This window comes from uncultured Pseudomonas sp. (assembly GCF_913774235.1).
In the GTDB taxonomy this organism is placed as follows: Bacteria; Pseudomonadota; Gammaproteobacteria; order Pseudomonadales; family Pseudomonadaceae; genus Chryseomonas.
In genome coordinates this window covers 139,673-160,278 of record NZ_CAJYDW010000005.1, presented here as the reverse complement: position 1 = coordinate 160,278, position 20,606 = coordinate 139,673, and the positions used below count along the sequence as shown (strand labels likewise).

Sequence of the window (20,606 nt, the reverse complement as noted above, 5' to 3'; positions counted from 1 at the left end):
GAGCGACCCGGCGGAGGTCCTCCGCCGGTTTTTCGTTCAGGGTGCGGGACGCACGTAGCTGGTCAGCACGTGATCTCGCCAGACCCCATCGATTTCCAGGTAACGGCGCGCCAGCCCCTCGCGCTCGAAGCCAAGGCTGGTCAGCAGGTGGGCACTGCGGGCGTTTTCCGGCAGGTGGTTGGCCATGATGCGATTGAGGCCAAGTTGTTCGATGACGAAGTCCCGGCCCAGCCGTACCGCGTTGCGCATCAGCCCCAGCCCCTGCCAGGTCTCGTCCAGGCCATAGCCCAGGTAGCAGGCCTGGAAGCCACCGCGCACGATCTGGCTGAAGTTCACCGTGCCTACCACCAGCGCACCGGCGCGCAGGACCAGACGCAATTCGCTGAGCCCCGGCCCGCCCGCGCGATAGGCTGCGCCCTGCCCCTGCCATTGCGCCAGGGTGTAGAAAGCCTCGGAGCGCCGAGGCATCGATTGCGCCAGGTGCAGGCGATTGCGCCGGTAGTAGTCGGCCACGGCAGCAGGGTCGGCCAGGGTCAGGTCGATCAGCTCCACCGCCGCGGTCACGGCGAAGCGCGGGGGATACTGTAGGGGCACGCTCAGGCTCATCGCGGGGTGTCCGGTGGAAGTTCGTAGACCCAAGTCGCGCAACGCCCGCCCTCGGGGCTCTCGCGATCATCTTGCACTATCCGCACCCGGCGGAAACCGACTCGCTCAGCCAGCCGTTGACTGGATGTATTGGCAGCCGAGGTAGTGAGATAGAAGCCCGCCGCTCCGCGCTGTTCGACGAAATGCCGCAGCGCCGCAGTCATGAAGCCCTGTCCGGTATGCAGGCTGTGCATCCAGTAGCCGATCTCGTAGCGCCGGCCGCCCTCCAGAGGCGTGAGGCCCAGGCAGCCGAGCAACTCCTCGCCACGCATCAGGAAGTAACGTTTTTCGCCCTGGGCCAGGGTGAAGGCACCACGGGCGGCGAGCAGGCTGTCGCGCGCCTGGGCGACGGTGGTCTGTTCGCGGGCCCAGGCGAGGAAGCGCCGGTGCTCGGCATAGCTCCAGTTCAGCGCCTCGGCGAAAGCCGCGGCCAGGCGCGGCTGGGGCCAGACCAGGTCGAAATCGGCCAGGGCGATGCGCGGCGGAAAGTTCAAGGCCTGGTCCCGACGTCGAGCCGCGGCACGGCGGCCAGCAGGCGCTGGGTCATGGCATGGTGGGGCGCACGCAGCACCTGCGCGGCGCTGCCCTGCTCGACGATGCGGCCGCCGTCCATTACCGCGATGCGATCGGCCAGGTATTCGACGACACCGAAATTGTGGGTGATGAACAAATAGGCCAAGCCCATCTCCGCCTGGAGTTCGCGCAGGAGATCGAGGATCTGCGCCTGCACTGAGACGTCCAGCGCCGAGGTGGGCTCGTCGCAGACCAGCACCTGGGGTTCGACGATCAGCGCCCGGGCGATGGCGATACGCTGACGCTGGCCGCCGGAGAACTCATGGGGAAAGCGCTGGAGGGTGTCACCCGGCAGGCCGACCCGCTCCACCAGGGCGGCGGCACGGCGCTTGCGCTCGGTAGCGTCCAGCTCCGGGCGCAGGGCCAGCAGCCCCTGCTCCAGGGTGGCGCCGATGCGCATGCGCGGATCGAGGGAGGCAAAGGGGTCCTGGAAGACGATCTGGATTTGCCGCCGCAGCCGTTGCAGGGTGCGGCGATCCGCCCTGAGCAAATCCTCGCCGCCGAGGTGAGCGCTGCCCTGGATGCGTGGACCATCCAGCAGCCGCAGCAGCGCCTTGCCGGTGGTGGTCTTGCCGCAGCCGGATTCACCCAGCAGCGCCAGGGTCTCACCGGCGTGCAGGTCGAAGGTCACGCCGTCCACTGCCTTGACCCAGTCGCGGGTCCGCCCCCAGGCGCCACGGCGGATCGGATAGTGCACCGCCAGCTCGCGCACTTCCAGCAGCCGCTCGCCCGGCTGCCTCTCGGGCAAGGCGCGTGGCGTACCGGCCAGGGTCTGGCCGCGCTTGGCGAAGGTAGGAATGGCGGCGAACAACTCGCGGGCATAGGGATGCCGGGGTGCCTGGAAGAACTCCGCCGCCGGGGCGCTCTCGACGATCTCGCCATGGCGCATCAGGGCGACGTGATGAGCGACCTGGCGCACCACCGCGAGATCGTGGGTGATCAGCAGGATGGCCATGCCCAGTTCGCGCTGGATATCGGCCAGCAACATCAGGATCTGCGCCTGGACGGTGACGTCCAGCGCCGTGGTGGGCTCGTCGGCGATCAGCAGATCCGGTTCGGCGGCCAACGCCAGGGCAATCATGACGCGCTGCTTCTGGCCGCCGGAGAACTGGAAGGGATAGTCGTCGATGCGCCGCTCCGGCTCGGGAATGCCGACCCGGCGCAGCCACTCCACCACCTTGGCCCGGGCGGCAGCACCGCGCAGCGGGGTATGGGCGCGCAGCGTCTCCTCGATCTGCTCGCCGATGCGCATGACCGGATTCAGGCTGGTGGCCGGCTCCTGGAAGATGGTGCCGATGCGCCCACCGCACAGTTCACGCAGGCGGCGTTCCGGCAGACGGTGCAGGTCGGTACCGGCCAGGAGCGCGGCACCCCGGGTGATGCCCAGCGACGGCGGCAGCAGGCGCAGCAGCGAGAGCGCCGTGACGCTCTTGCCGCTGCCGGACTCGCCCACCAGGGCGAAGGTCTCCCCTTGGGCGATGGCCAGGGCCAGCCCCTTGACCGCCTGGCGGGTGCCCTCCTCGCCGTCGACCAGGATCTCCAGGTCGCGAATCTCCAGCACCGGCTTCATGGCTGTACCTCACCCTGCCCAGGGCGGCGTCTGCGCCAGGCGGATCTCAACCGGCGACTGCGCGGATCGAAGGCGTCGCGTACCGCATCGGCGAACAGGTTGGCCGCCAGCACCAGGGCCAGCATGAAGGCGAAGGCGCTGAACAGGTTCCACCAGATCATCGGCGTGCGCGACATCTCGGTGCGGGCGTCGTTGATCATGGAGCCGAAGGAATTCATGGTCGGGTCGACGCCGATGCCCAGGTAGGACAGCACCGCTTCGTAGAGCACCAGGCTGGAGAATTCCAGGGTCAGGGTGATGAGCACCAGGTAGAAGACGTTGGGCAGCAGGTGCCGGCGCAGGATGGTGAAATGGGAGACACCGAAGGCCCGCGCCGCCTGTACGTACTCCAGCTCGCGCAACTTGAGCGCCTCGGCGCGCAGCAGGCGGCAGAGGCCGGCCCAGCCGGTCAGGCCAAGGATCAGGCAGAGCATGAACAGCCGCAGGTCGGCCCGCGCCGCGCCGGTGTCGAACAGCTCCGGGTGCCGGTCGATGAACACCTGCATCATCAGCACGCAGGCGGCCACCAGCAGTACCCCGGGGATGGAGGTCAGGGTGGTGTAGAGGTAGGTGATGATATCGTCCACCCGGCCCTTGAAATAACCGGCGGCCAGGCCGAAGCCGATGGCCGGCGGCAGCATGGCCAGGGTGGTCAGGCTGCCGATGACGAAGGCGGTGCGGATGCTCTTGAGCGACTGGTAGAGGACATCGTTGCCGGTGCTGTCGGTGCCCAGCACGTGGTAACCGCTGGCCAGGCCGATCACGCTGCCGGCCACCAGGCAGACGCCCAGCCAGGTCAGCAGGATCGCCCGCCAGGGCGTGGCGGTATGGCCACGGATGATGAGCTCGCAGCGTTTCTTGAAGCTACCGGCTTCGCGCAGCCGGACCGCCGCCAGGGCGGCGGTGGCCAGGGCCAGCGCCAGACCACCGAGCAGCCCGAGCGCCAGCCGCCTGAGGACATCGCCACGCCACTCACGGGCGGGATCGCTTAGGGTGGTGCCAGCGTGCTTGAGCCGCGGGAAGTCCCGCAACGCCTTGCCATCGGCGGTGGTGCCCAGGGTTTCCTTGGTGAACTGGTGAGTGGCGAGCGGCGCGGAATAGGTCTTCTCGCGCTGGGTGAGGCTGGTGTCGGCCAGCAAGCCATCCAGGGCCGAGAGCACCGTAGGGGAATAGATCGGCGCCGAGGCCCCGGGCGCAGCCGGCAGTTGCGGGCGATAATGCACCGAATCCAGCAGGGCGATGGTGACGAAGCTGGCCAGCACCACGGCTGCGCTCATCGCCGGCGCGTCCTCCAGCACCCGGCGCCAGCTGGCGCGCAAGGCGGGTTGGCGGCGCGCGCGCCAGGCGTAGACCAGGGTACCGGCCACCAACAGGAAGAGCGCGAGATCGGTCCAGAGCAAGACGAAGGTCGGCATGGCGGCTACTCGAAACGGACGCGCGGATCGGCGAGGGTGTAGGACAGGTCCGCCAGGATCAGCCCGACGATGTAGAGCACCGAGCCGAGGAACACCATGGTGCGCACCACGGCGAAGTCCTGGCCGTTGATGGCGTCGATGGTGTAGCTGCCCAGCCCAGGGATGCCGAAGAAGGATTCGGCGATCAGGCTGCCCATGATCAGCAGGGGAATGGCCGAGACCACCCCGGTGAGAATCGGCAGCGCCGCGTTGCGCAGCACATGGCGCAACAACACCTGGCGCTCGGCCAGGCCCTTGGCGCGGGCGGTGCGCACATAGTCCTTGCCGATCTCCTCGAGGAACAGCGCGCGATAGAAACGCGCCTGGCTGCCCAGTCCGGAAATCACCGCCACCAGCACCGGCAATGCCAGGAAACGCAGCAGGTTCCAGCCCTCTTCGTAACCCGAGTAAGGAACCAGGCGCAGGATCTTGGAGAACAGCCACTGGCCGGCGATGATGTAGAACAGCGAAGAGATCGACAGCAGCAGGACGCAGAGCACCACGCCCCAGAAGTCCAGGCGAGTGGCGCGGAAGAATACCAGCAGCAGGGCGAAGCCGACGCTGGCGAGCAAGCCGAGGACGAAGGTCGGCAGGGCCAGCGCCAGGCTCGGTCCGGCGCGCTCGGCGATCTCCCGGCCGATGTCGCGACCGCTGTCGGAGGTGCCGAAGTCGAACATCAGCAGGCTGACCGATCGTTCGAAGAAGAGCGTATCGGTGAAACGCTGCCCTCCTTCACGGGTGGTATTGATGAGCAGCGGCTTGTCATAGCCGTGCTCCGCCTTCCAGTCCTCGATGGCTTCGGCGGTGACATATTTGCCGCCGATGGCCAGGCGCGCCATGTCGTCCGGGGTGTTGACGGTGAAGAACAGCACGAAGGTCAGCAGATTCACGCCGATCAGGATGAGCACGCCATAGGCCAGGCGCCGCAGCAGGTAACCGATCATGGCCGCTCCTCCCTTGCCGCATCGCCAAAGGCGGTCTGGCGCTCCCGGCGTTTGAGGATGCGCCAGGCCGGCCACACCAGCAGCAGCGCCAGGCCCAGTAGCAACCACAGCGGCCAGAGCACCGGCTGATTCCACTCCTGGACCTCGCGCTCACGCAGGGCCGGGTCCAGGCGCAGGTAGCGCAGTTGATCGCGCACCATCTGGGTCGGTTTGGCGTTGTACACCCACTGCTGGTAGGCGCCACCGGAGAGCGGATTCCAACCGAACAGCCAGGGCGCGTCCTGCTGCACGATGGCCACCATGCGCCGGATCAAGGCGACCTTTTGCGGCCCGTCGTCGAGGCTTTTCATCTGCTCGAACAGCCGGTCGTATTCGGGATTGCGGTAGTTACTGGCATTCTCGCCGCCATGCTTGGCCTTGCCCTGGGGGCCGTAGAGCAGAAAGAGGAAGTTCTCGGCATCGGGATAGTCGGCATTCCAACCCCAGAAGAAGATCTGCGCCGCGCCCTTGCGCATCTTGTCCTGGAATCTGTTGTAGTCGGTGCCGCGCAGTTCCAGCTGGATACCCAATTTGGCGGTCTGCTGGCGCATCCAGTCGAACATGGCGCTGTCGCCACTGCTTTGGGCATCGTACTGCAGGATTAGCGGCCGCCCGCTGTTGGCGTCGCGCCCGTCGGGATAGCCCGCTTCGGCGAGCAGGCGCTTGGCGTCCTCGATGGGCCGCCGCTCGGGCTTGCCGTCGACCAGCCTATAGACCACCGGGTTGCTGCCAGCGGGCGGCGCCTCGTAGCCCAGCACCCCGGGCGGCAACGGGCCGTTGGCGATCAGACCGTTGCCATTGAGGAAGACGGTGATGTAGCTCTCCCAATCGAAGGCGATGGACAACGCCTGGCGCAGCTTGCGATTGCGTTCCTGCTGCTCGGGTGTAGCACCCTGCCCCACCACCGGGTCCAGCCAGTTGAAGCCGATGTACCAGTTGGACGCTTCCACCGCGGTGGGCAGCTTGAGGCCGCGCTCGCGATAGAGTTCGGCAGAGTCGACCGAGTCACCGGCGCGGGTACGCAGGGCCACGCCGTACTCACCGCGCTCGATCTGTGGCGCGTCGTAGTAGCCCTGGATGAACTTGCCCATCAGCGGCACGCTTTCCTTTTCCAGGCTGAACACGGCGCGGTCGATCAGCGGCATGGGCTTGCCGCAGTCGTCCAGCCGGCCCTGCTCGCGATCGCTGGGCTCCCCCTCGCAGGGGTAGGGATCGGCGTGGTAGTTGGGATTGCGCTCCAGCACGTGGCGGCGATTGGGGATGGATTCGGCCAGACGATAGGGCCCGGTGCCCACCGGCCAGCTGTTGAGGCTGAGATTGTGCTCGGCCATGCCGGGCTGGCTGTAGAAGCGCTCCGCCTCCCAGGGAATGGGCGCGGCGAAGGTCATGGCCAGCCAGTAGTTGAATTGGGGGTATTTGCCGATCACCCGCAACCTCAGGGTGTGGTCGTCCAGCACCTCTACGCCGGGCAGATCGCCCTGGCGCAGGTCCAGCCAGGGCAGCGGCGCGCCCTTGGGCAGCGTGGCACGCAGGGCCTTGTCCGCGGCGCGAAGGCTATCGCCGAAGGCCTGCATCCCCACCAGGTGCTCGGCAAAGATGGCGTAGCTGGGCGAGACCAGGCGTGGACTGGCCAGCCGGCGCAGGCCATAGGCGTAGTCGGCGGCGGTCAGGGCGCGGCTGTCGGTCTCGGGGAAATCGGGAATCTGGTACCGGTCCGCCAGATCCTCGGGCTTGATCGGGAAGTAGCGGTAGTGGCCCTGGGCATCGCGGGCGAAGGCCGGATGGGGCGCATAGCGGGCGTCGCGACGGATGGGGATGTCGTACACGCTCTGGGCGATCTGGTCCGCGGGCGCATCGTCGGGCAGCCGCTGGCCCTGGGCGTCCAGGTAATAGGGCGCGACCACCCGCTCGGCGCCGCGCGGGATCAGCTCGTAGGGTCGTTTGAAATAGTGGTAGCCGTAGAGCGGCTCATAGATGTTGTAGGTGAAGTTGGTCTCGTCGCCGGAATAGGAACTGGCCGGATCGAGGTACTTCGGCGAGCGGGTGGTGAAGGCGGTATAGAGGGTATTCTGCCCCTCGGCCCCGGCGCGGTACGGACTGTTGATCGGCGTGTCGCTTGGCGAGCAGCCAGCGAGCAGCGCCAGGGTCAGCAGCGCGAGAAGTTGTCTGAACAGTCTGGGCATCGCGTTCCTGTACCGATGGATACCTGGGGCGGCAGCATCCGCCCAAGCGGCTAAGCTTGAGCTATTTTCCCGCGAGGCGCAGCACCCCATGCAATCCCGGAAAGATTTCGACAAGATCGTCCACTGGTCCCGGCTCCAGGCGCCCGACAGCCCCGGTTACCCGGATAGCGACGAGCGCTTTTCCCTGGGCGCCGCCTTCGGCCGCCACTTTGGCTTCGCCCGCCTGGGTATCCATCACGAACTGCTGCCACCCGGCCGCCGCACCTCGCGGCCCCATGCGGAAGCTACCGAGGACGAATTCATCTATGTGATCGCCGGCCACCCCACCGCCTGGATCGACGGCCACGCCCATCGACTCGGACCGGGCGACGGGGTCGGCTTCAAGGCCGGCGATGGCGTCGCCCACACCTTCATCAACGAGACCGATGAGCCGGTGGAACTGCTGGTGGTGGGCGATACCCGTCGCGCGGACAATCGGCTGCACTATCCGCTGCATCCGAAATTCACCGCGAGCCTGGGTGACAGGCAGTGGCGGGATTGTCCGGTGAGGGAATTGGGGCCACATCCGGGGCATGCCGGCAACGAGGCCGAATAGCGGCTGGAGGCTCCATCTTGCTGGGCTTCAGCGTTGGAACCACCGCAGCCCTACCTAAGCGATGCTCCGCGTGGAAAACGCTGCGCGGTTTTCCACCCCACTCCCAGCTCGACAATGGCGCCCCCTCTCCCTCAGGGAGAGGGTCGGGGTGAGGGCCGCCCATAACGAAAAAGCCCCAGCATGGGCTGGGGCTTTTAGGCAGGCCGCCTGGACGATCAGTGGTCCAGGGCCGGGCGCTGGCCGGTGATGGCGATGCGCTTGGGCTTGGCTTCTTCCGGTACCACCCGTACCAGCTCGATGCTCAGCAAGCCATGCTTGAGATCGGCGCCCTTCACCTCGATATGGTCGGCGAGGCGGAAGGACAGCTTGAAGGCACGTTGGGCGATGCCCTGGTGCAGGAAGGTCACGCTCTCGGCGCTGTTTTCGCGCCGGCCACCCTTGACGGTCAAGACGCCACGCTCGACTTCGATTTCCAGGTCATCTTCCTGGAGACCGGCGGCGGCGATCACGATGCGATACTGGTCGTCAACGTGTTTCTCGACGTTGTAGGGCGGATAGGAGCTGCCAGCGTCGTTGCGCAGCGCGGATTCGAACAGGTCGTTGAACCGGTCGAAGCCGACGGAATGACGGAACAGCGGGGCCAGGGACAGTACGTTGCTCATGATGAATCTCCTGATAGGTTCAGCAAGTTTCGGTGTTGCTTGCGGGACCCGACTTCGGCATCCCGCACGAACCTAGATAGGAATTCCCCAAAAAATTTCAAGGGCGAATCCCGACGAACGGTAGTGCCCCTATTTCTTCTTCGGCTTGCGCTTTTTCTTCTTGGCGGCAGCCAGCGGCAAGGCCTGCTCGAAGGCCGAACGCACTTCCTGCAGGCGGCGCTCCTTGAGGTCATGGATGCGCTTGCCGCGCTCGGTGGTGAAGTCGATGAGGTTGTTGCTGTCGTCGCTCATGGGGCTATCCAACGAAAGGTGAGATTCAGCCGTACCCCGCTGGCCTTGCGGGTCTTGGCGATCTGATGCTGCCAATGATGCTGGGTCGCGCCGGCCATGACCAGCAGGCTGCCATGACCTAGCTCCAGGGAATGACCTATGCGGCTGGTGCCCTTGCGGCGGAAGTCGAAGCGGCGCGCGGCGCCCAGGTTGAGCGAGGCGATCACCGGATTGCGGCCGAGACTGGCTTCGTCGTCGCTGTGCCAACCCATGGAGTCCTGGCCGTCGCGGTAGCGATTGAGCAGCACGCCATTGAAGGCCTGGCCGCAGGCTGCCTCGACGGCTTCACGGATGAGTTGCAACAGCGGCGTCCAGGGCAAGGCGGCGTGATCCAGACCGGCGTAGCCGTAGACCACCCCAGGATCGGCATACCAGGCCACCTGTCGCGGTACCGGATGCCAGCGATTGAACACCCGCACCTGTGGCTGGCTCCAGGGCGTTTCGGCCTCCAACTGCCGCAGCCAGCTGTCGGCTCGTTCCAGCGGCAGCCATTGCGGGTAGAAGGCCAGCTCGGCGTCGGCCAGCGTCAGCTCTTCGATCATGGCTAGACGCGCAGATCCACCTGGGCGCCCACCTGCTCGGGCTCTTCCAGCACCTGGGCGCGCTCGGCGCCAAGCCCCTGGCGTAGGGCTTCGCGCTGGCGCCGCCGCCGGCGGGCTTCGCGATCCAGGGTGGCTTCGTCTTCGAGGGGGGCATGGGCCGTCTCGGCTGCCGGTTCCACGGGCGCGACCGGGGCCACGGGCGGACGTACCGGAGCCGGGTCCAACTGGTTCGGCGGGGTCACGCCGGGCGGTGGAATGATGGGGATCATGACAAGCACCTCGAATTTAGCGAACTGAGAGCCTGTTCAAAATCTGCTGCGCGTCGGCCAAACCGCGTTGAAAATGCCTTCGGAATGCTCATTTACCCCTCGTAAAGTCCGCTTCCTCAGGCCTTTTCGCCTTGTTTGGCTCTAGCTCGCGAGATTTTGAACAGGCTCCGCGGCAAAACAGCAGGTTGGGCTTATGACTCCGCTTTGGCTAAAATAGCCGGCTTTTTGATAGCAGGGGAGAGGCTTCTACATGGCGTCACATCAACCGGGACAACGCTGGATCAGTGACAGCGAGGCCGAACTGGGCCTGGGAACCATCCTGGCCCTGGACGGCCGCCTGCTCACGGTGCTCTATCCAGCCACCGGTGAGACGCGCCAGTATGCCCAGCGCAACGCCCCGCTGACCCGGGTGCGCTTCGCGCCGGGCGACGAGGTGACCCATTTCGAGGGTTGGAAGCTGACGGTGCGCGAGGTGTCCGAAGAGGACGGCCTGCTGACCTACCACGGCTTCACCGCCGAGCGCGAGGCACGCAGCGTGCCCGAGGCCCAGCTGTCGAACTTCATCCAGTTCCGCCTGGCCAGCGACCGCCTGTTCGCCGGGCAGATCGATCCCCTGCCCTGGTTCGGCCTGCGCTATCACACCCACGAGCACCGCAACCGCCTGCTGCAATCCAGCCTCTGGGGCCTGGGCGGCGCCCGCGCCCAGCCGATTCCGCATCAGCTGCACATCGCCCGCAGCGTGGCCGACCGGGTCGCGCCGCGCGTGCTGCTGGCGGACGAAGTGGGCCTGGGCAAGACCATCGAAGCCGGCCTGGTGATCCATCGCCAGTTGCTCAGCGGTCGCGCCAGTCGGGTGCTGATCCTGGTCCCGGAAAATCTCCAGCACCAGTGGCTGGTGGAGATGCGCCGCCGCTTCAACCTGGAAGTGGCGCTGTTTGACGCCGAGCGCTTCATGGCCAGCGAAGAGGGCAATCCCTTCGAGGACGCCCAGCTCGCCCTGGTCTCCCTGGACTGGCTGGTGCGCGACGAAAAGGCCCAGGATGCCGCCTTCGCTGCCGGCTGGGACCTGCTGGTGGTCGACGAAGCCCACCACCTGGTCTGGCACCCCGAAGGCGCCAGCCGCGAATACAGCCTGGTCGAGCAACTCGGCGAGGTCATCCCCGGCGTGCTGCTGCTCACCGCGACCCCCGAGCAGTTGGGCCAGGACAGCCACTTCGCTCGCCTGCGCCTGCTCGACCCCAGCCGCTTCCACGACTTCGCCGCTTTCCAGCAGGAATCCCAGCACTACCGCCCGGTGGCCGAAGCCGTGCAGGAACTGCTCGACGCCGGCGCCCTGAGCCCGGCCGCCCAGGACGCCATCGGCGGTTTCCTCGGCCAGGAAGGCGAGACCCTGCTGAACGCTGCCGCCGCCGGCGATGCCGAGGCCCGTGCGCGCCTGGTGCGTGAGCTGCTGGATCGCCATGGCACCGGCCGGGTGCTGTTCCGCAACACCCGCGCCGCGGTCAAGGGCTTCCCCGAGCGTGAGCTGCACGCCCATGCCCTGCCCTTCCCGGATGCCTACCTGGACGAGGGCGTGATGCCCGGCCAGTCGCTGCAACCGGAAACCGAATTCGCCCCGGAAGACGACAACGACCGTTGGTGGCGCCACGACGGCCGCGTCGAATGGTTGATCGACACCCTCAAGGCGCTCAAGCCGCACAAGGTGCTGGTCATCTGCGCGCGCATGGAAACCGCCCTGGACCTGGAAGACGCCCTGCGGCTGAAGTCCGGTATCCCGGCCACGGTGTTCCACGAGGGCATGAGCATCCTCGAACGCGACCGCGCCGCCGCCTACTTCGCCGACGAGGAATTCGGCGCCCAGGTGCTGATCTGCTCCGAGATCGGCAGTGAAGGCCGCAACTTCCAGTTCGCCCATCACCTGGTGCTGTTCGACCTGCCGGCCCACCCGGACCTGTTGGAACAGCGCATCGGCCGCCTGGACCGGATCGGCCAGCGCCATACCATCCAGCTGCACGTGCCCTATCTCGAAGGCAGCCGCCAAGAACGCCAGTTCCAGTGGTACCACCAGGCGCTGAACGCCTTCCTGGCCACCTCGCCCACCGGCAGCGCCCTCCAGGCGCGCTTCGCCAGCGAGCTCGACGAGCAGCTGGCCGGTGGCGACGACGCCACCTGGCAAGCCTTGCTGGAACAGGGCGCCCAGGCGCGTGCCGCCCTGGAAGCCGAGCTGCACAACGGCCGTGACCGCCTGCTGGAACTCAATTCCTCGGGCGCCGGTGCCGGCGAACAACTGGTCGAGGACATCCTCGAACAGGACGACCAATTCGCCCTGCCGATGTACATGGAAGAGCTGTTCAACGCCTTCGGTATCGACAGCGAGGATCATTCGGACAACGCCCTCATCCTCAAGCCCAGCGAGAAGATGCTCGACGCCGGCTTCCCCCTGGGCGACGACGAAGGCGTGACCATCACCTACGACCGCAATGTGGCCCTGGTCCGCGAGGACATGCAGTTCCTGACCTGGGAGCACCCCATGGCCCAGGGCGGCATGGATCTGGTGCTGTCCGGCTCCATGGGCAACACCGCCGTGGCGCTGATCAAGAACAAGGCGCTCAAGCCGGGCACCGTGTTGCTGGAGCTGATCTACATCAGCGAGGCGGTGGCGCCGCGCGCCCTACAGTTGGGTCGCTACCTGCCGCCGTTGGCGATCCGTTGCCTGCTGGATGCCAACGGCAACGACCTGGCTGCCCGGGTGGCCTTCGAGACGCTGAACGACCAGTTGGAAAGCGTGCCGCGCACCAGCGCCAACAAGTTCGTCCAGGCCCAGCGCGACTCCCTGGCCAAGCTGATCGGCGGCGGTGAAGGCAAAGCCCTGCCCCGCCACGAGGAACGCGTCGCCAAGGCCCGCCAGGCCTACCTGTCGGGCATGGACGAAGAGATCGCCCGCCTGGAGGCCCTGCGCGCGGTCAACTCCAGCGTCCGCCAGGACGAGATCGACCGCCTGCGCCAGCAGCGCGAAGAAGGCCTGACCTACCTGGACAAGGCCTCGCTGCGCCTGGAAGCGATTCGGGTGTTGGTGGCGGGTTGAGTGGAGGGCTTCGTTAGCGAAGCTCTTCAGCAATACCAATCGCGGCCATGGCGGTCCGCCGATGCGGCCGCTCCTACAGGAAACGATGCTCTTGTAGGAGCGGCCCATGGCCGCGATGCGTTTCATGACGGTACTCTGGGCTTAGCTATCGCTCAGCCCGGCATAGCCACTCTCCAGCACCCAGCGGTCAAGCCCCGGTTCACCGCCGTATCTTTGAGTCCGTAGCGTGGAAAACGGCGCAGCCTTTTCCACTGGGCTTTGCGGCGAGGGGGCGCCCTCACCCCAACCCTCTCCCGAAGGGAGAGGGGGCTATCCGAGCAAGCGTTCAGCTTCTTCTGCCCGGCAAGCTCGTGAGCGGTCGCGAGGCAAGCCGTCGGTTGGGTTGAGACAGCCCCATCGTCGAAGCCCAACAGGCGGAGTCGAACTCACCGCATTGGACTTAGCTAGCGCTCAACCCAACCGACGAAAGCCCTCACGCCGCCAAGGTCGCGCCGCCGTCCACCACGATGTCCTGCATGGTGATATGGCTGGCCAGGTCCGAGGCGAGGAACAGTACGGTGTTAGCGATCTCGTCGGGCTGGGCGATCTTGCGCAGCGGGATGCCCAGCTTGAAGTCCTCGGGCAAACCGTCCACCAGCCGCTGGTAGCCCTCCGGCGAGCCGAGCATGCCAGCCAGCATGGGCGTCGCCGTGGAACCCGGCGAGACCACGTTGCAGCGCACGCCCGACCCGGCCAGTTCCAGGGCCACGCAGTGGCTCAGGGACACCAGCGCCGCCTTGGAGGTGCAGTAGCCGGCCATCTGCAGGCGCGGCACATGGGCGGCGTTGGAGGCGATGTTGACGATGGCGCCGCGGCCCTGGGCCTTGAACAGCGGCACCAGCTGGCGGAACAGATAGAAGGGGCCGGAGACGTTGACGTCCAGCAGCGCCTGCCAGTCGTCCAGGCTCAGACTGTCGCTGGTGCCCAGGCGCAGCACGCCAGCGCCGTTGACCAGCACGTCCAGGCGGCGTTCTTCCGCTAGCAGCGCCTGGCAGACTTCCTCCACCTGGGCAGCGTCGGCGACGTCCAGCAGCTGGATGCGAAAGGGATAGTCGCTCTCGGCGAATTGCCGGTCGAGGCCGATGACCTCGGCGCCCGCTTCCTGAAAGCGCCGTGCCACCTGCAGGCCGATGCCCTGCCCCGCGCCGGTCACCCAGACGCGCTTGCCGGTGAAATCCAGTTGCGTCATCAGGAAATTCCTCAGGCGCGAGCGCGCAGCAGATCCAGCCAGCCCTGCAGGGTCGGCTGGGCGGCGAGATCGGCGAAGGTCACCGGCAGGCCGCGCTTCTGCCACTCGCCCACCAGGGTCATGACCTGCACCGAGTCCAGGCCGAAGTCGGTTAGGTTGTCGTCCAGTGCCGGCTCTTCGTCGTCGGCATCCAGCAGTGGCTGGACCTGAGCGCGCAGCCAGGCTTCGTCGAGGGTCAAGGCGCCGCCGGTGACCTGGGCAGTGCTCAGGGTGCTGCCGCAGCGGGTGGCCACGTAGCGCAGTGCCATGCGGTGCTCTTCCTCGCTGAAGTCGGCCACGGCGTCGCCGATCAGGAAGGCCTGGATGTCTCTCATGAAGGCATCGGTGCAGGTGGTTAGGCAACCGATGTGGGCGTAGACGCCGCAGACGATCAACTGATCGCGACGCCACTCGGTCATCAGGTCTTGCAGGTTGGAACGATGGAAGGCGCTGTAGCGCCACTTGGTCAGCACCACGTCGTCAGCCTTGGGCGCCAGCTCGTCCACCACCTGTTGCAGGGCGGGATCGGCCTGGGTCAGGCCTGGCCCCCACATGTCGTTGAGCAGGGCGCGATCGGCGGGCGGCTGGTCGGTGGGCTGGGCGGTGTAGACCACCGGCACGCCCTGGGCATCGGCCCAGGCGCGCAGGGCGGCGATGTTGGCTACCACCTGGTCGATCAGCGGGCTGTCGTCGCCATAGAACTCGACGAAGTAACGCTGCATGTCGTGGATCAGCAGCACGGCGCGGTCGGCCGCGGGCGTCCAGGCGACCTTGTTGGCGGGAAAGCCGTCGGGCTGGGGCAAGGGATAGGAGGCAAGACGGGGAATAGCCATGGGAAACCTTAAAGACGCTCGGTGGAAGGGGTCTGTAGCTGCTCGCGCAGGCGGCGCTTGTCGATCTTGCCGACGGCGGTGAGCGGCAGCTGGTCGAGGAACTGGAAACGGTCGGGCAGCTTGTATTCGGCTACGCCCTGCTCGCGCAGGTAGCGACGCAGGGCCACCGGCTTGAGCGCAGGATCGCTGACCACCAGGCAGGCGCAGCTCTTCTCGCCCATCAGCTCGTCGGCGATGGCCACCAGCGCCGCGTGGGTGATGCCGGGATGGCGCAGCAGCAGGCCTTCGATCTCGGCGGCGGCGATCTTCTCGCCACCGCGGTTGATCTGATCCTTCACCCGCCCGACCACCTTGAGATAGCCGGCCGCGTCGCGTTGAACCACGTCGCCGGAAAAGTAGAAGCCCTCGGCATCGAATACCTGGGCGTTGTGCTCGGGGCTGCGGTAGTAGCCGCGGAAGGTGTAGGGGCCACGGGTGGACAACAGGCCGGGCTCGCCATCGGGCACCAGGTTGCCGTCCTCGTCGGTGATGCGCACCTCGTCGTCCGGGCTCATGGGGCGCCCCTGGGTGGTGAAGATGCGCTCGAGGTCGTCGTCCAGCCGGGTGTAGTTGACCAGGCCCTCGGCCATACCGAACACCTGCTGCAACTGGCAACCCAGTTCACGGGGCACGCGACGGGCCTGGGCCTCGGCGAAGCTGGCGCCGCCCACCTGCACCATCCGCAAAGTGGCGAGCTTCGCGCGCTGCTCGGGTGCGGCCGCCGCCTGCAGCCAGAGCGCCACCGCCGGGGGTACCAGGGCCACCCAATCCACTCGATGGCGCTCGATCAGTTCGAAGCAGCGTAGCGGCTCGGGATCGCGCGCCATGACCACGCAGCCACCGGCGATGAAGACCCCCAGGGCGCCGGGTGAGCTGAGGGTGTAGTTGTGCCCTGCCGGCAAGGCGCAGAGAAAACGCGTCGCTGGGCTCAGCTGGCAGATTTCGACGCTGCGCCTGAGGCTGTAGTAGTAGTCGTTGTGGGTGCGCGGGATCAGCTTGGGGGTACCGGTACTGCCGCCGGAAAGCTGGAAGAAGGCTACTTCGCCACCGGCGGTGGGCGTCAGTTGATAGCCGTCCAGCAAGGTATCCAGGCGCTGCTGGAGGCTGCGCGAATCCTGCGCGCCGTCCAGCAGTATCTCGGTCAGGCCGGGCGCCACGTCGCGCAGCTCGTTGACGAAGGTGTCGTCGCGGAACAGGTTGTGTTCGGTGGAAGCGATCATCAGCCTGGGCTGGATCTGCTGCGCATAGGCGAGCAACTCCAGCTTCTGATGGCTGAACAGCGCATTGACCGGGGCGATGCCGGCCTTGAGCAGGGCGAAGAAGACCACATAGAACTCGGCTACGTTGGGCAGTTGCACCAGGGCCGTGTCGTGGCGACGCAGCCCGGCGGCCTGCAGATGGGCGGCCAGGCGACTGGAGCGCTCGTCCAGTTCGGCATAGCTCAATTGCCGCTCGCCGCAGAGGATCGCCGGTGCGTCCGGCAGGGCCGCGCGACTACGGGCGAGGATCTCGGTCATCGGCAGGTCAAGCCAGTAACCCAGGGCGCGATAGCGGGCCGCTAGGTCGTCCGGCCAGGGGGTGAATTCCAGACTCACGTGGGGTTCTCCTCGTCGAGCAAGCCACAGGCGGCCCGCATGGTACCCAGTTTGGCGGTGACCTCGGCCCACTCCGCCGCCGGATCGGAGGCCTCGACGATGCCGGCGCCGGCGAACAGCCGCAGCAGATCGCCCTGCACCGTGCCGCAGCGGATGGTCACCACCCACTCGCCGTTACCCTGGGCATCGCACCAGCCGACCATGCCGGTGAACAGGCCGCGGTCGAAGGGCTCGATACGCTGGATCAGCTGGCGCGCCGCCGCCGTGGGATAGCCGCAGACCGCCGGGGTAGGATGCAGGCGGCAAGCGAGTTGCAGCGCCGAAGTACGGCTGTCGGCCAATTCGCCGTCGATGGCGGTGGACAGGTGCCACATGGCATTGGTGCTGAGCAGCGAGGGGCCCTCGGGCACGTCCAGCCGACTGCATAGCGGCGCCAGTTGCTGGCGGATGTCCTCGATCACCAGACGATGCTCGTAGTGGTCCTTGCTGGAGTCCAGCAGTTCGCGGGCGACCCTTTCGTCTTCCTGGGGATCGACCCGGCGCTTGGCCGAACCGGCCAGCGGATTGGTATGGACGAGCGCGCCCTGCTTGCGTACCAGCAACTCGGGACTGACGCCGACCAACTCACCGCCCTCGGCGGTGGGGATACGGAATTGATAGCCGGTGGGATTCTGCCGCGCCAGGTTGGCTAGGATGGTCTCCACGCCAGCAGGCTCAGCCAGGCGGATCTCCTGAATGCGCGACAGCACCGCCTTGCTCAACTCGCCGCGGCGGAACGCCTCAATGGCCTCCTCCACCGCCAGGCAGAAGCCGTCCGCACTGGGCAGATTACGCACCTCGCGCACCTGCGCCGGGGCCACCGCTGCGCTGCTGACCGGCGCCGGCCGCGCCGTCCAGGCATGCTCCCAGGGCACATAAAGGCAGGAGGGCCTTGTGGTATCGAAGGGAATGGCGCCCATGATCAACGGCTCGGCGATGCCGGCCTGGCGGGCACGGGCGAAGGCGTCTTCCACGGCATGCAGGAACAGGCTATCTCTGTGGGCACCGCCACTGGCTGGCGTCTCGACCCGGGCAAAGATGCCGCGTCCCTGCAGGACACGGTCACCCGACTGAAACAGGAAGGCGCCCTGCTCCTGCTGCTCGGGGGCGATCTGTCCGACCACGTCAGCCCTGTTACTCGACATCACTACGGACCTCTACACAAATGATAATGCTTATCAATAATGGAAATTAACTTCCGTATTCTTGGAAGTCAATTCGTTAGCTGCCAAACGGTTTCCGTCTGAGCCGCGTAAGGCCTTGATCCCGCTACCGAATCACCGCTGGACCGCTCACCTATGGAGCCTACTGGACAGCTCTGGCATCAGGCTTTGATCGCCCCTTCCCCACGACCGCCACTGGCAGCCCTTGCTGTCGCAGGGTGCATCTTTGAAAATGAGAGTTATTATCTTACAACCGGAAGGCGTCCATGTTCAGCTTGTTGTCAGTGTTTCGCATTCTCACCGCTCTAACTGTCGCCATCCTGGCCGTGGGTGGCACCGCCCAGGCGGCGGATTGGCCCCGGCAGATCAGCGCCGACGGCAGCCAGGTGACCCTGCCGGCCAAGCCGCAACGCATCGTCTCCACCAGTGTCACCCTCACCGGCTCCCTGCTCGCCATCGGCGCGCCGGTAGTGGCCAGCGGCGCCACCTCACCCAACAACAGATTCGCCGATGACCAGGGGTTCCTGCGCCAGTGGGGTGAGGTCGCCAAGCAGCGCGACGTGAAGCGGCTGTACATCGGCGAGGCCAATGCCGAAGCCGTGGCCGCCGAGGCGCCGGATCTGATCCTGGTCAGCGCCGCTGGCAACGACTCGGCGCTGCGCCTGGTCGACCAGCTCAAGGCCATCGCCCCGGTGCTGGTGGTGGGCTACGACAATCGCAGCTGGCAGCAGGTGGTGGAGTTGCTCGGCCAGGCCACCGGGCGCGAGGACGCCGCCGCCAAGGTGGTAGCCGATTTCGACCAGCGGGTGGCCAGTCTCAAGGCACGCCTGCGACTGCCGCCGCAACCGGTCTCGGCCTTCGTCTACAACCCGGCGACGCGCCAGGCCAATCTTTGGACCACCGCCTCCTCCCAGGGCCAGTTGCTGGAAAGCCTTGGCCTCAAGCTGGCGGAGCTGCCGGCCGACCTGAAGACGGGTCACAGCCAGGGTCAGCGTCACGACATCCTCCAACTGGCCGGCGAGAACGTCGCCACCGGCCTCAATGGTCAGACCTTCCTGCTGTTCGCCGCGGACGCCAAGGAAGCCGAGGCGGTACGCAGCAATCCTTTGCTGGCACACCTGCCGGCGGTCAAGGACAACCGCGTGGAAGCCCTGGGCGCCGAGACCTTCCGCCTCGACCCCTACAGCGCCAACCTGCTGCTGGATCGCCTGGAACAGCTGTACGCCAAGCCCTGAGCAGGGCAGTCGTGGAAAACGCTGCGCGGTTTTCCACACTACGGCTTGGTGCCATCACGGCCATGGCGGTCCGCCGATGCGGCCGCTCCTACAGGTACCGGCTAGCCTGTAGGAGCGGCCCATGGCCGCGATCGGTCTTGTTCACCACTCATCACCATGGTCCCGTGGAAAACGCTGCGCAGGGCAAACCGGAGCGAATCAAGCGCCCAGGCTTTCCGCCCTTCGCAGCCCACTGGCCAGCGCCCAGCACAGCGCGGCCACCAGCATGGCGACCAGGCCGAAGATCAGCGCGGCCTGCGCCGGCAGCAGCAGGCTGGCCAGGCCGCCGAACAACGCCGCGCCGATGGCCTCGCCGCCGATGTTCTGCGCCGTCCACAGCGCATTGATGCGCCCGAGCAGGCGATCCGGAGTGAGCTGCTGGATCAGCGCGTACTGCACCAGGGAATTGAGCGCACCCAGGTAGCCGAACAGCACCAGGCACAACGCTGACAGCCAGAAGCCGGGCAGCAACGCGAAGACCGCCACGGCCAGGAAGGTAGCTACCGCGGTCATCAGCAGGGTCCGCCCCGGCCGGGTCGCCTGGTTCAGCCGGCCGCTGGTCAGGGCGCCGAGCGCGGCCCCCAGGGGCGCGGCGGCATAGAGCCAGCCCAGGTGTCCGGTATCCAGCCCCCAGTCCTCGCCCAGCGACGGATAGAGCACCCGCACCGCATTGGCCATGGTGACCAGGGCGCCGACCAGGGCCACGGCGCCCAGCAGGCGATTCTCGAAGAGGAAGGCGATGCCGCCGCCCAGGGCCTGCCAGGGCGTTTCGCGTGGCTGCTCCGGCGGGGGCAGCGGCGGCAGGCGCAAGAGCACTAGCAGGGTGATGAGGGCGCCAAAGGCGGTCAGGCCGTAGTTCCAGGCCACGCCGCTCTGGGCGATCAGCAGGGTGCCCAGCGGCGGCGCGACGATGGCCGCCACCCGCACGCTAAGCATGTTCAAAGCGCCGGCCTGCACCATGGATTCCCGGCCCACCAGGATGGGCGTAACCGCCAATAGCGCGGTCACGCTCAGGGCACCAAAGAAGCCGTCCCACAGGGCCAAGAGGTAGATGGCGGTCAGCGACGGCTCGGGCAGGCTGGCGTTGACCGCGAGGCCGATGAAGCCCAGCCCGCAGATGGAACGCGCGGCCAGGATCAGCCGGCGCCGTTCCAGACGGTCGGCCAGTACCCCACCGGTGAGCAGGCCGACGAACATGCCGATACCGGCCATGGTCAGCGCCAGCCCCACCTTGAGTGGCGAGTCGGTCAGCGCCTGGACCTGGATGGGGATAGCCACGGCCAGGAGGCCAAGAGACAGCACGGAGACCAGCCGGGCGATGAACAGGGTGCGAAAGGCGGCATGGGACCTGAGCAGGCCGAAGTCGAGCAGGAAGGACGTCTTGGACATGAATCACCGGAAAAACACAGGGGACGCTATCGAGCCGCCGGGGCAAGGCTGTTAGCATGTAATACAGACTAGCATGT

General features: G+C 66.8%; 18 protein-coding genes. 3 read left to right on the top strand and 15 right to left on the bottom strand.

What is annotated here, in order from left to right:
- Positions 1-36: 36 nt before the first annotated feature.
- The 6 genes from QZ471_RS03230 to QZ471_RS03205 are packed head-to-tail and all read right to left on the bottom strand — an operon-like array spanning position 37 to position 7,447.
- On the bottom strand, positions 37-606 hold the full coding sequence (locus QZ471_RS03230) for a GNAT family N-acetyltransferase (protein WP_295460845.1): 570 nt from the start codon (positions 604-606) through the stop codon (positions 37-39).
- Positions 603-1,139, bottom strand: a complete 537-nt coding sequence (locus QZ471_RS03225; protein WP_295460844.1) for a GNAT family N-acetyltransferase — start codon at positions 1,137-1,139, stop codon at positions 603-605. Before QZ471_RS03225 ends, QZ471_RS03230 begins: the two co-directional genes overlap by 4 nt.
- Positions 1,136-2,788, bottom strand: coding sequence for a dipeptide ABC transporter ATP-binding protein (locus tag QZ471_RS03220; protein WP_295460843.1), 1,653 nt, complete (start codon positions 2,786-2,788; stop codon positions 1,136-1,138). The genes QZ471_RS03225 and QZ471_RS03220 overlap by 4 nt, the downstream gene beginning before the upstream one ends.
- Complete coding sequence (locus QZ471_RS03215; protein WP_295460842.1) at positions 2,785-4,242, bottom strand: ABC transporter permease; 1,458 nt, start codon at positions 4,240-4,242, stop codon at positions 2,785-2,787. Before QZ471_RS03215 ends, QZ471_RS03220 begins: the two co-directional genes overlap by 4 nt.
- 5 nt (positions 4,243-4,247) lie before the next feature.
- Positions 4,248-5,225, bottom strand: coding sequence for an ABC transporter permease (locus QZ471_RS03210; protein WP_295460841.1), 978 nt, complete (start codon positions 5,223-5,225; stop codon positions 4,248-4,250).
- Positions 5,222-7,447 carry an ABC transporter substrate-binding protein gene (locus QZ471_RS03205; protein WP_295460840.1) on the bottom strand — a complete coding sequence of 742 codons (2,226 nt, stop codon included), beginning with the start codon at positions 7,445-7,447 and terminating at the stop codon, positions 5,222-5,224. Before QZ471_RS03205 ends, QZ471_RS03210 begins: the two co-directional genes overlap by 4 nt.
- Positions 7,448-7,535: 88 nt before the next feature.
- Here QZ471_RS03205 and QZ471_RS03200 point away from each other — a divergent pair, with 88 nt between their 5' ends.
- Complete coding sequence (locus QZ471_RS03200) at positions 7,536-8,042, top strand: cupin domain-containing protein (protein WP_295460839.1); 507 nt, start codon at positions 7,536-7,538, stop codon at positions 8,040-8,042.
- 215 nt (positions 8,043-8,257) lie between these two features.
- Here the strand turns inward: QZ471_RS03200 and QZ471_RS03195 are convergent, their stop codons facing one another.
- The 4 genes from QZ471_RS03195 to QZ471_RS03180 all read right to left on the bottom strand — a co-directional run bounded on the left by QZ471_RS03195 (position 8,258) and on the right by QZ471_RS03180 (position 9,845).
- A complete protein-coding gene (locus QZ471_RS03195; protein WP_295460838.1) occupies positions 8,258-8,704 on the bottom strand; it encodes an Hsp20 family protein in 447 nt (148 codons plus the stop codon).
- 129 nt (positions 8,705-8,833) lie between these two features.
- Positions 8,834-8,995: a hypothetical protein gene (locus tag QZ471_RS03190; protein WP_295460837.1), complete on the bottom strand. Its 162-nt coding sequence runs from the start codon at positions 8,993-8,995 to the stop codon at positions 8,834-8,836.
- Positions 8,992-9,576 (bottom strand): alpha-ketoglutarate-dependent dioxygenase AlkB, encoded by a 585-nt coding sequence (locus tag QZ471_RS03185; protein WP_295460836.1) that lies wholly within the window; start codon positions 9,574-9,576, stop codon positions 8,992-8,994. The genes QZ471_RS03190 and QZ471_RS03185 overlap by 4 nt, the downstream gene beginning before the upstream one ends.
- A 2-nt stretch (positions 9,577-9,578) precedes the next feature.
- Entirely contained in the window at positions 9,579-9,845 is a 267-nt protein-coding gene (locus QZ471_RS03180; RefSeq protein WP_295460835.1) for an aspartate-semialdehyde dehydrogenase, read from the bottom strand.
- A gap of 250 nt (positions 9,846-10,095) precedes the next feature.
- Here QZ471_RS03180 and rapA point away from each other — a divergent pair, with 250 nt between their 5' ends.
- Entirely contained in the window at positions 10,096-12,930 is a 2,835-nt protein-coding gene (rapA, locus tag QZ471_RS03175; protein WP_295460834.1) for an RNA polymerase-associated protein RapA, read from the top strand.
- 472 nt (positions 12,931-13,402) lie between these two features.
- Here the strand turns inward: rapA and dhbA are convergent, their stop codons facing one another.
- The 4 genes from dhbA to QZ471_RS03155 are packed head-to-tail and all read right to left on the bottom strand — an operon-like array spanning position 13,403 to position 17,848.
- Entirely contained in the window at positions 13,403-14,158 is a 756-nt protein-coding gene (gene dhbA, locus QZ471_RS03170) for a 2,3-dihydro-2,3-dihydroxybenzoate dehydrogenase (protein WP_363286565.1), read from the bottom strand.
- An 11-nt stretch (positions 14,159-14,169) separates the two neighbouring features.
- Positions 14,170-15,030, bottom strand: coding sequence for an isochorismatase family protein (locus tag QZ471_RS03165; RefSeq protein WP_295460833.1), 861 nt, complete (start codon positions 15,028-15,030; stop codon positions 14,170-14,172).
- Between the two features lie 8 nt (positions 15,031-15,038).
- The gene (locus tag QZ471_RS03160) at positions 15,039-16,664 is read right to left on the bottom strand and encodes a (2,3-dihydroxybenzoyl)adenylate synthase (protein WP_295460832.1); all 1,626 of its coding nucleotides are present in this window, start codon (positions 16,662-16,664) and stop codon (positions 15,039-15,041) included.
- Entirely contained in the window at positions 16,661-17,848 is a 1,188-nt protein-coding gene (locus QZ471_RS03155) for an isochorismate synthase (RefSeq protein ID WP_295460831.1), read from the bottom strand. The genes QZ471_RS03160 and QZ471_RS03155 overlap by 4 nt, the downstream gene beginning before the upstream one ends.
- Before the next feature lie 284 nt (positions 17,849-18,132).
- Between QZ471_RS03155 and fepB the strand changes: the two genes are divergently transcribed.
- Positions 18,133-19,101, top strand: coding sequence for a Fe2+-enterobactin ABC transporter substrate-binding protein (fepB, locus tag QZ471_RS03150; RefSeq protein ID WP_295460830.1), 969 nt, complete (start codon positions 18,133-18,135; stop codon positions 19,099-19,101).
- A gap of 198 nt (positions 19,102-19,299) precedes the next feature.
- On the opposite strand, the gene entS is transcribed toward fepB, so the two are convergent.
- Positions 19,300-20,529, bottom strand: coding sequence for an enterobactin transporter EntS (entS, locus tag QZ471_RS03145; protein WP_295460829.1), 1,230 nt, complete (start codon positions 20,527-20,529; stop codon positions 19,300-19,302).
- Between the last annotated feature and the right edge of the window lie 77 nt (positions 20,530-20,606).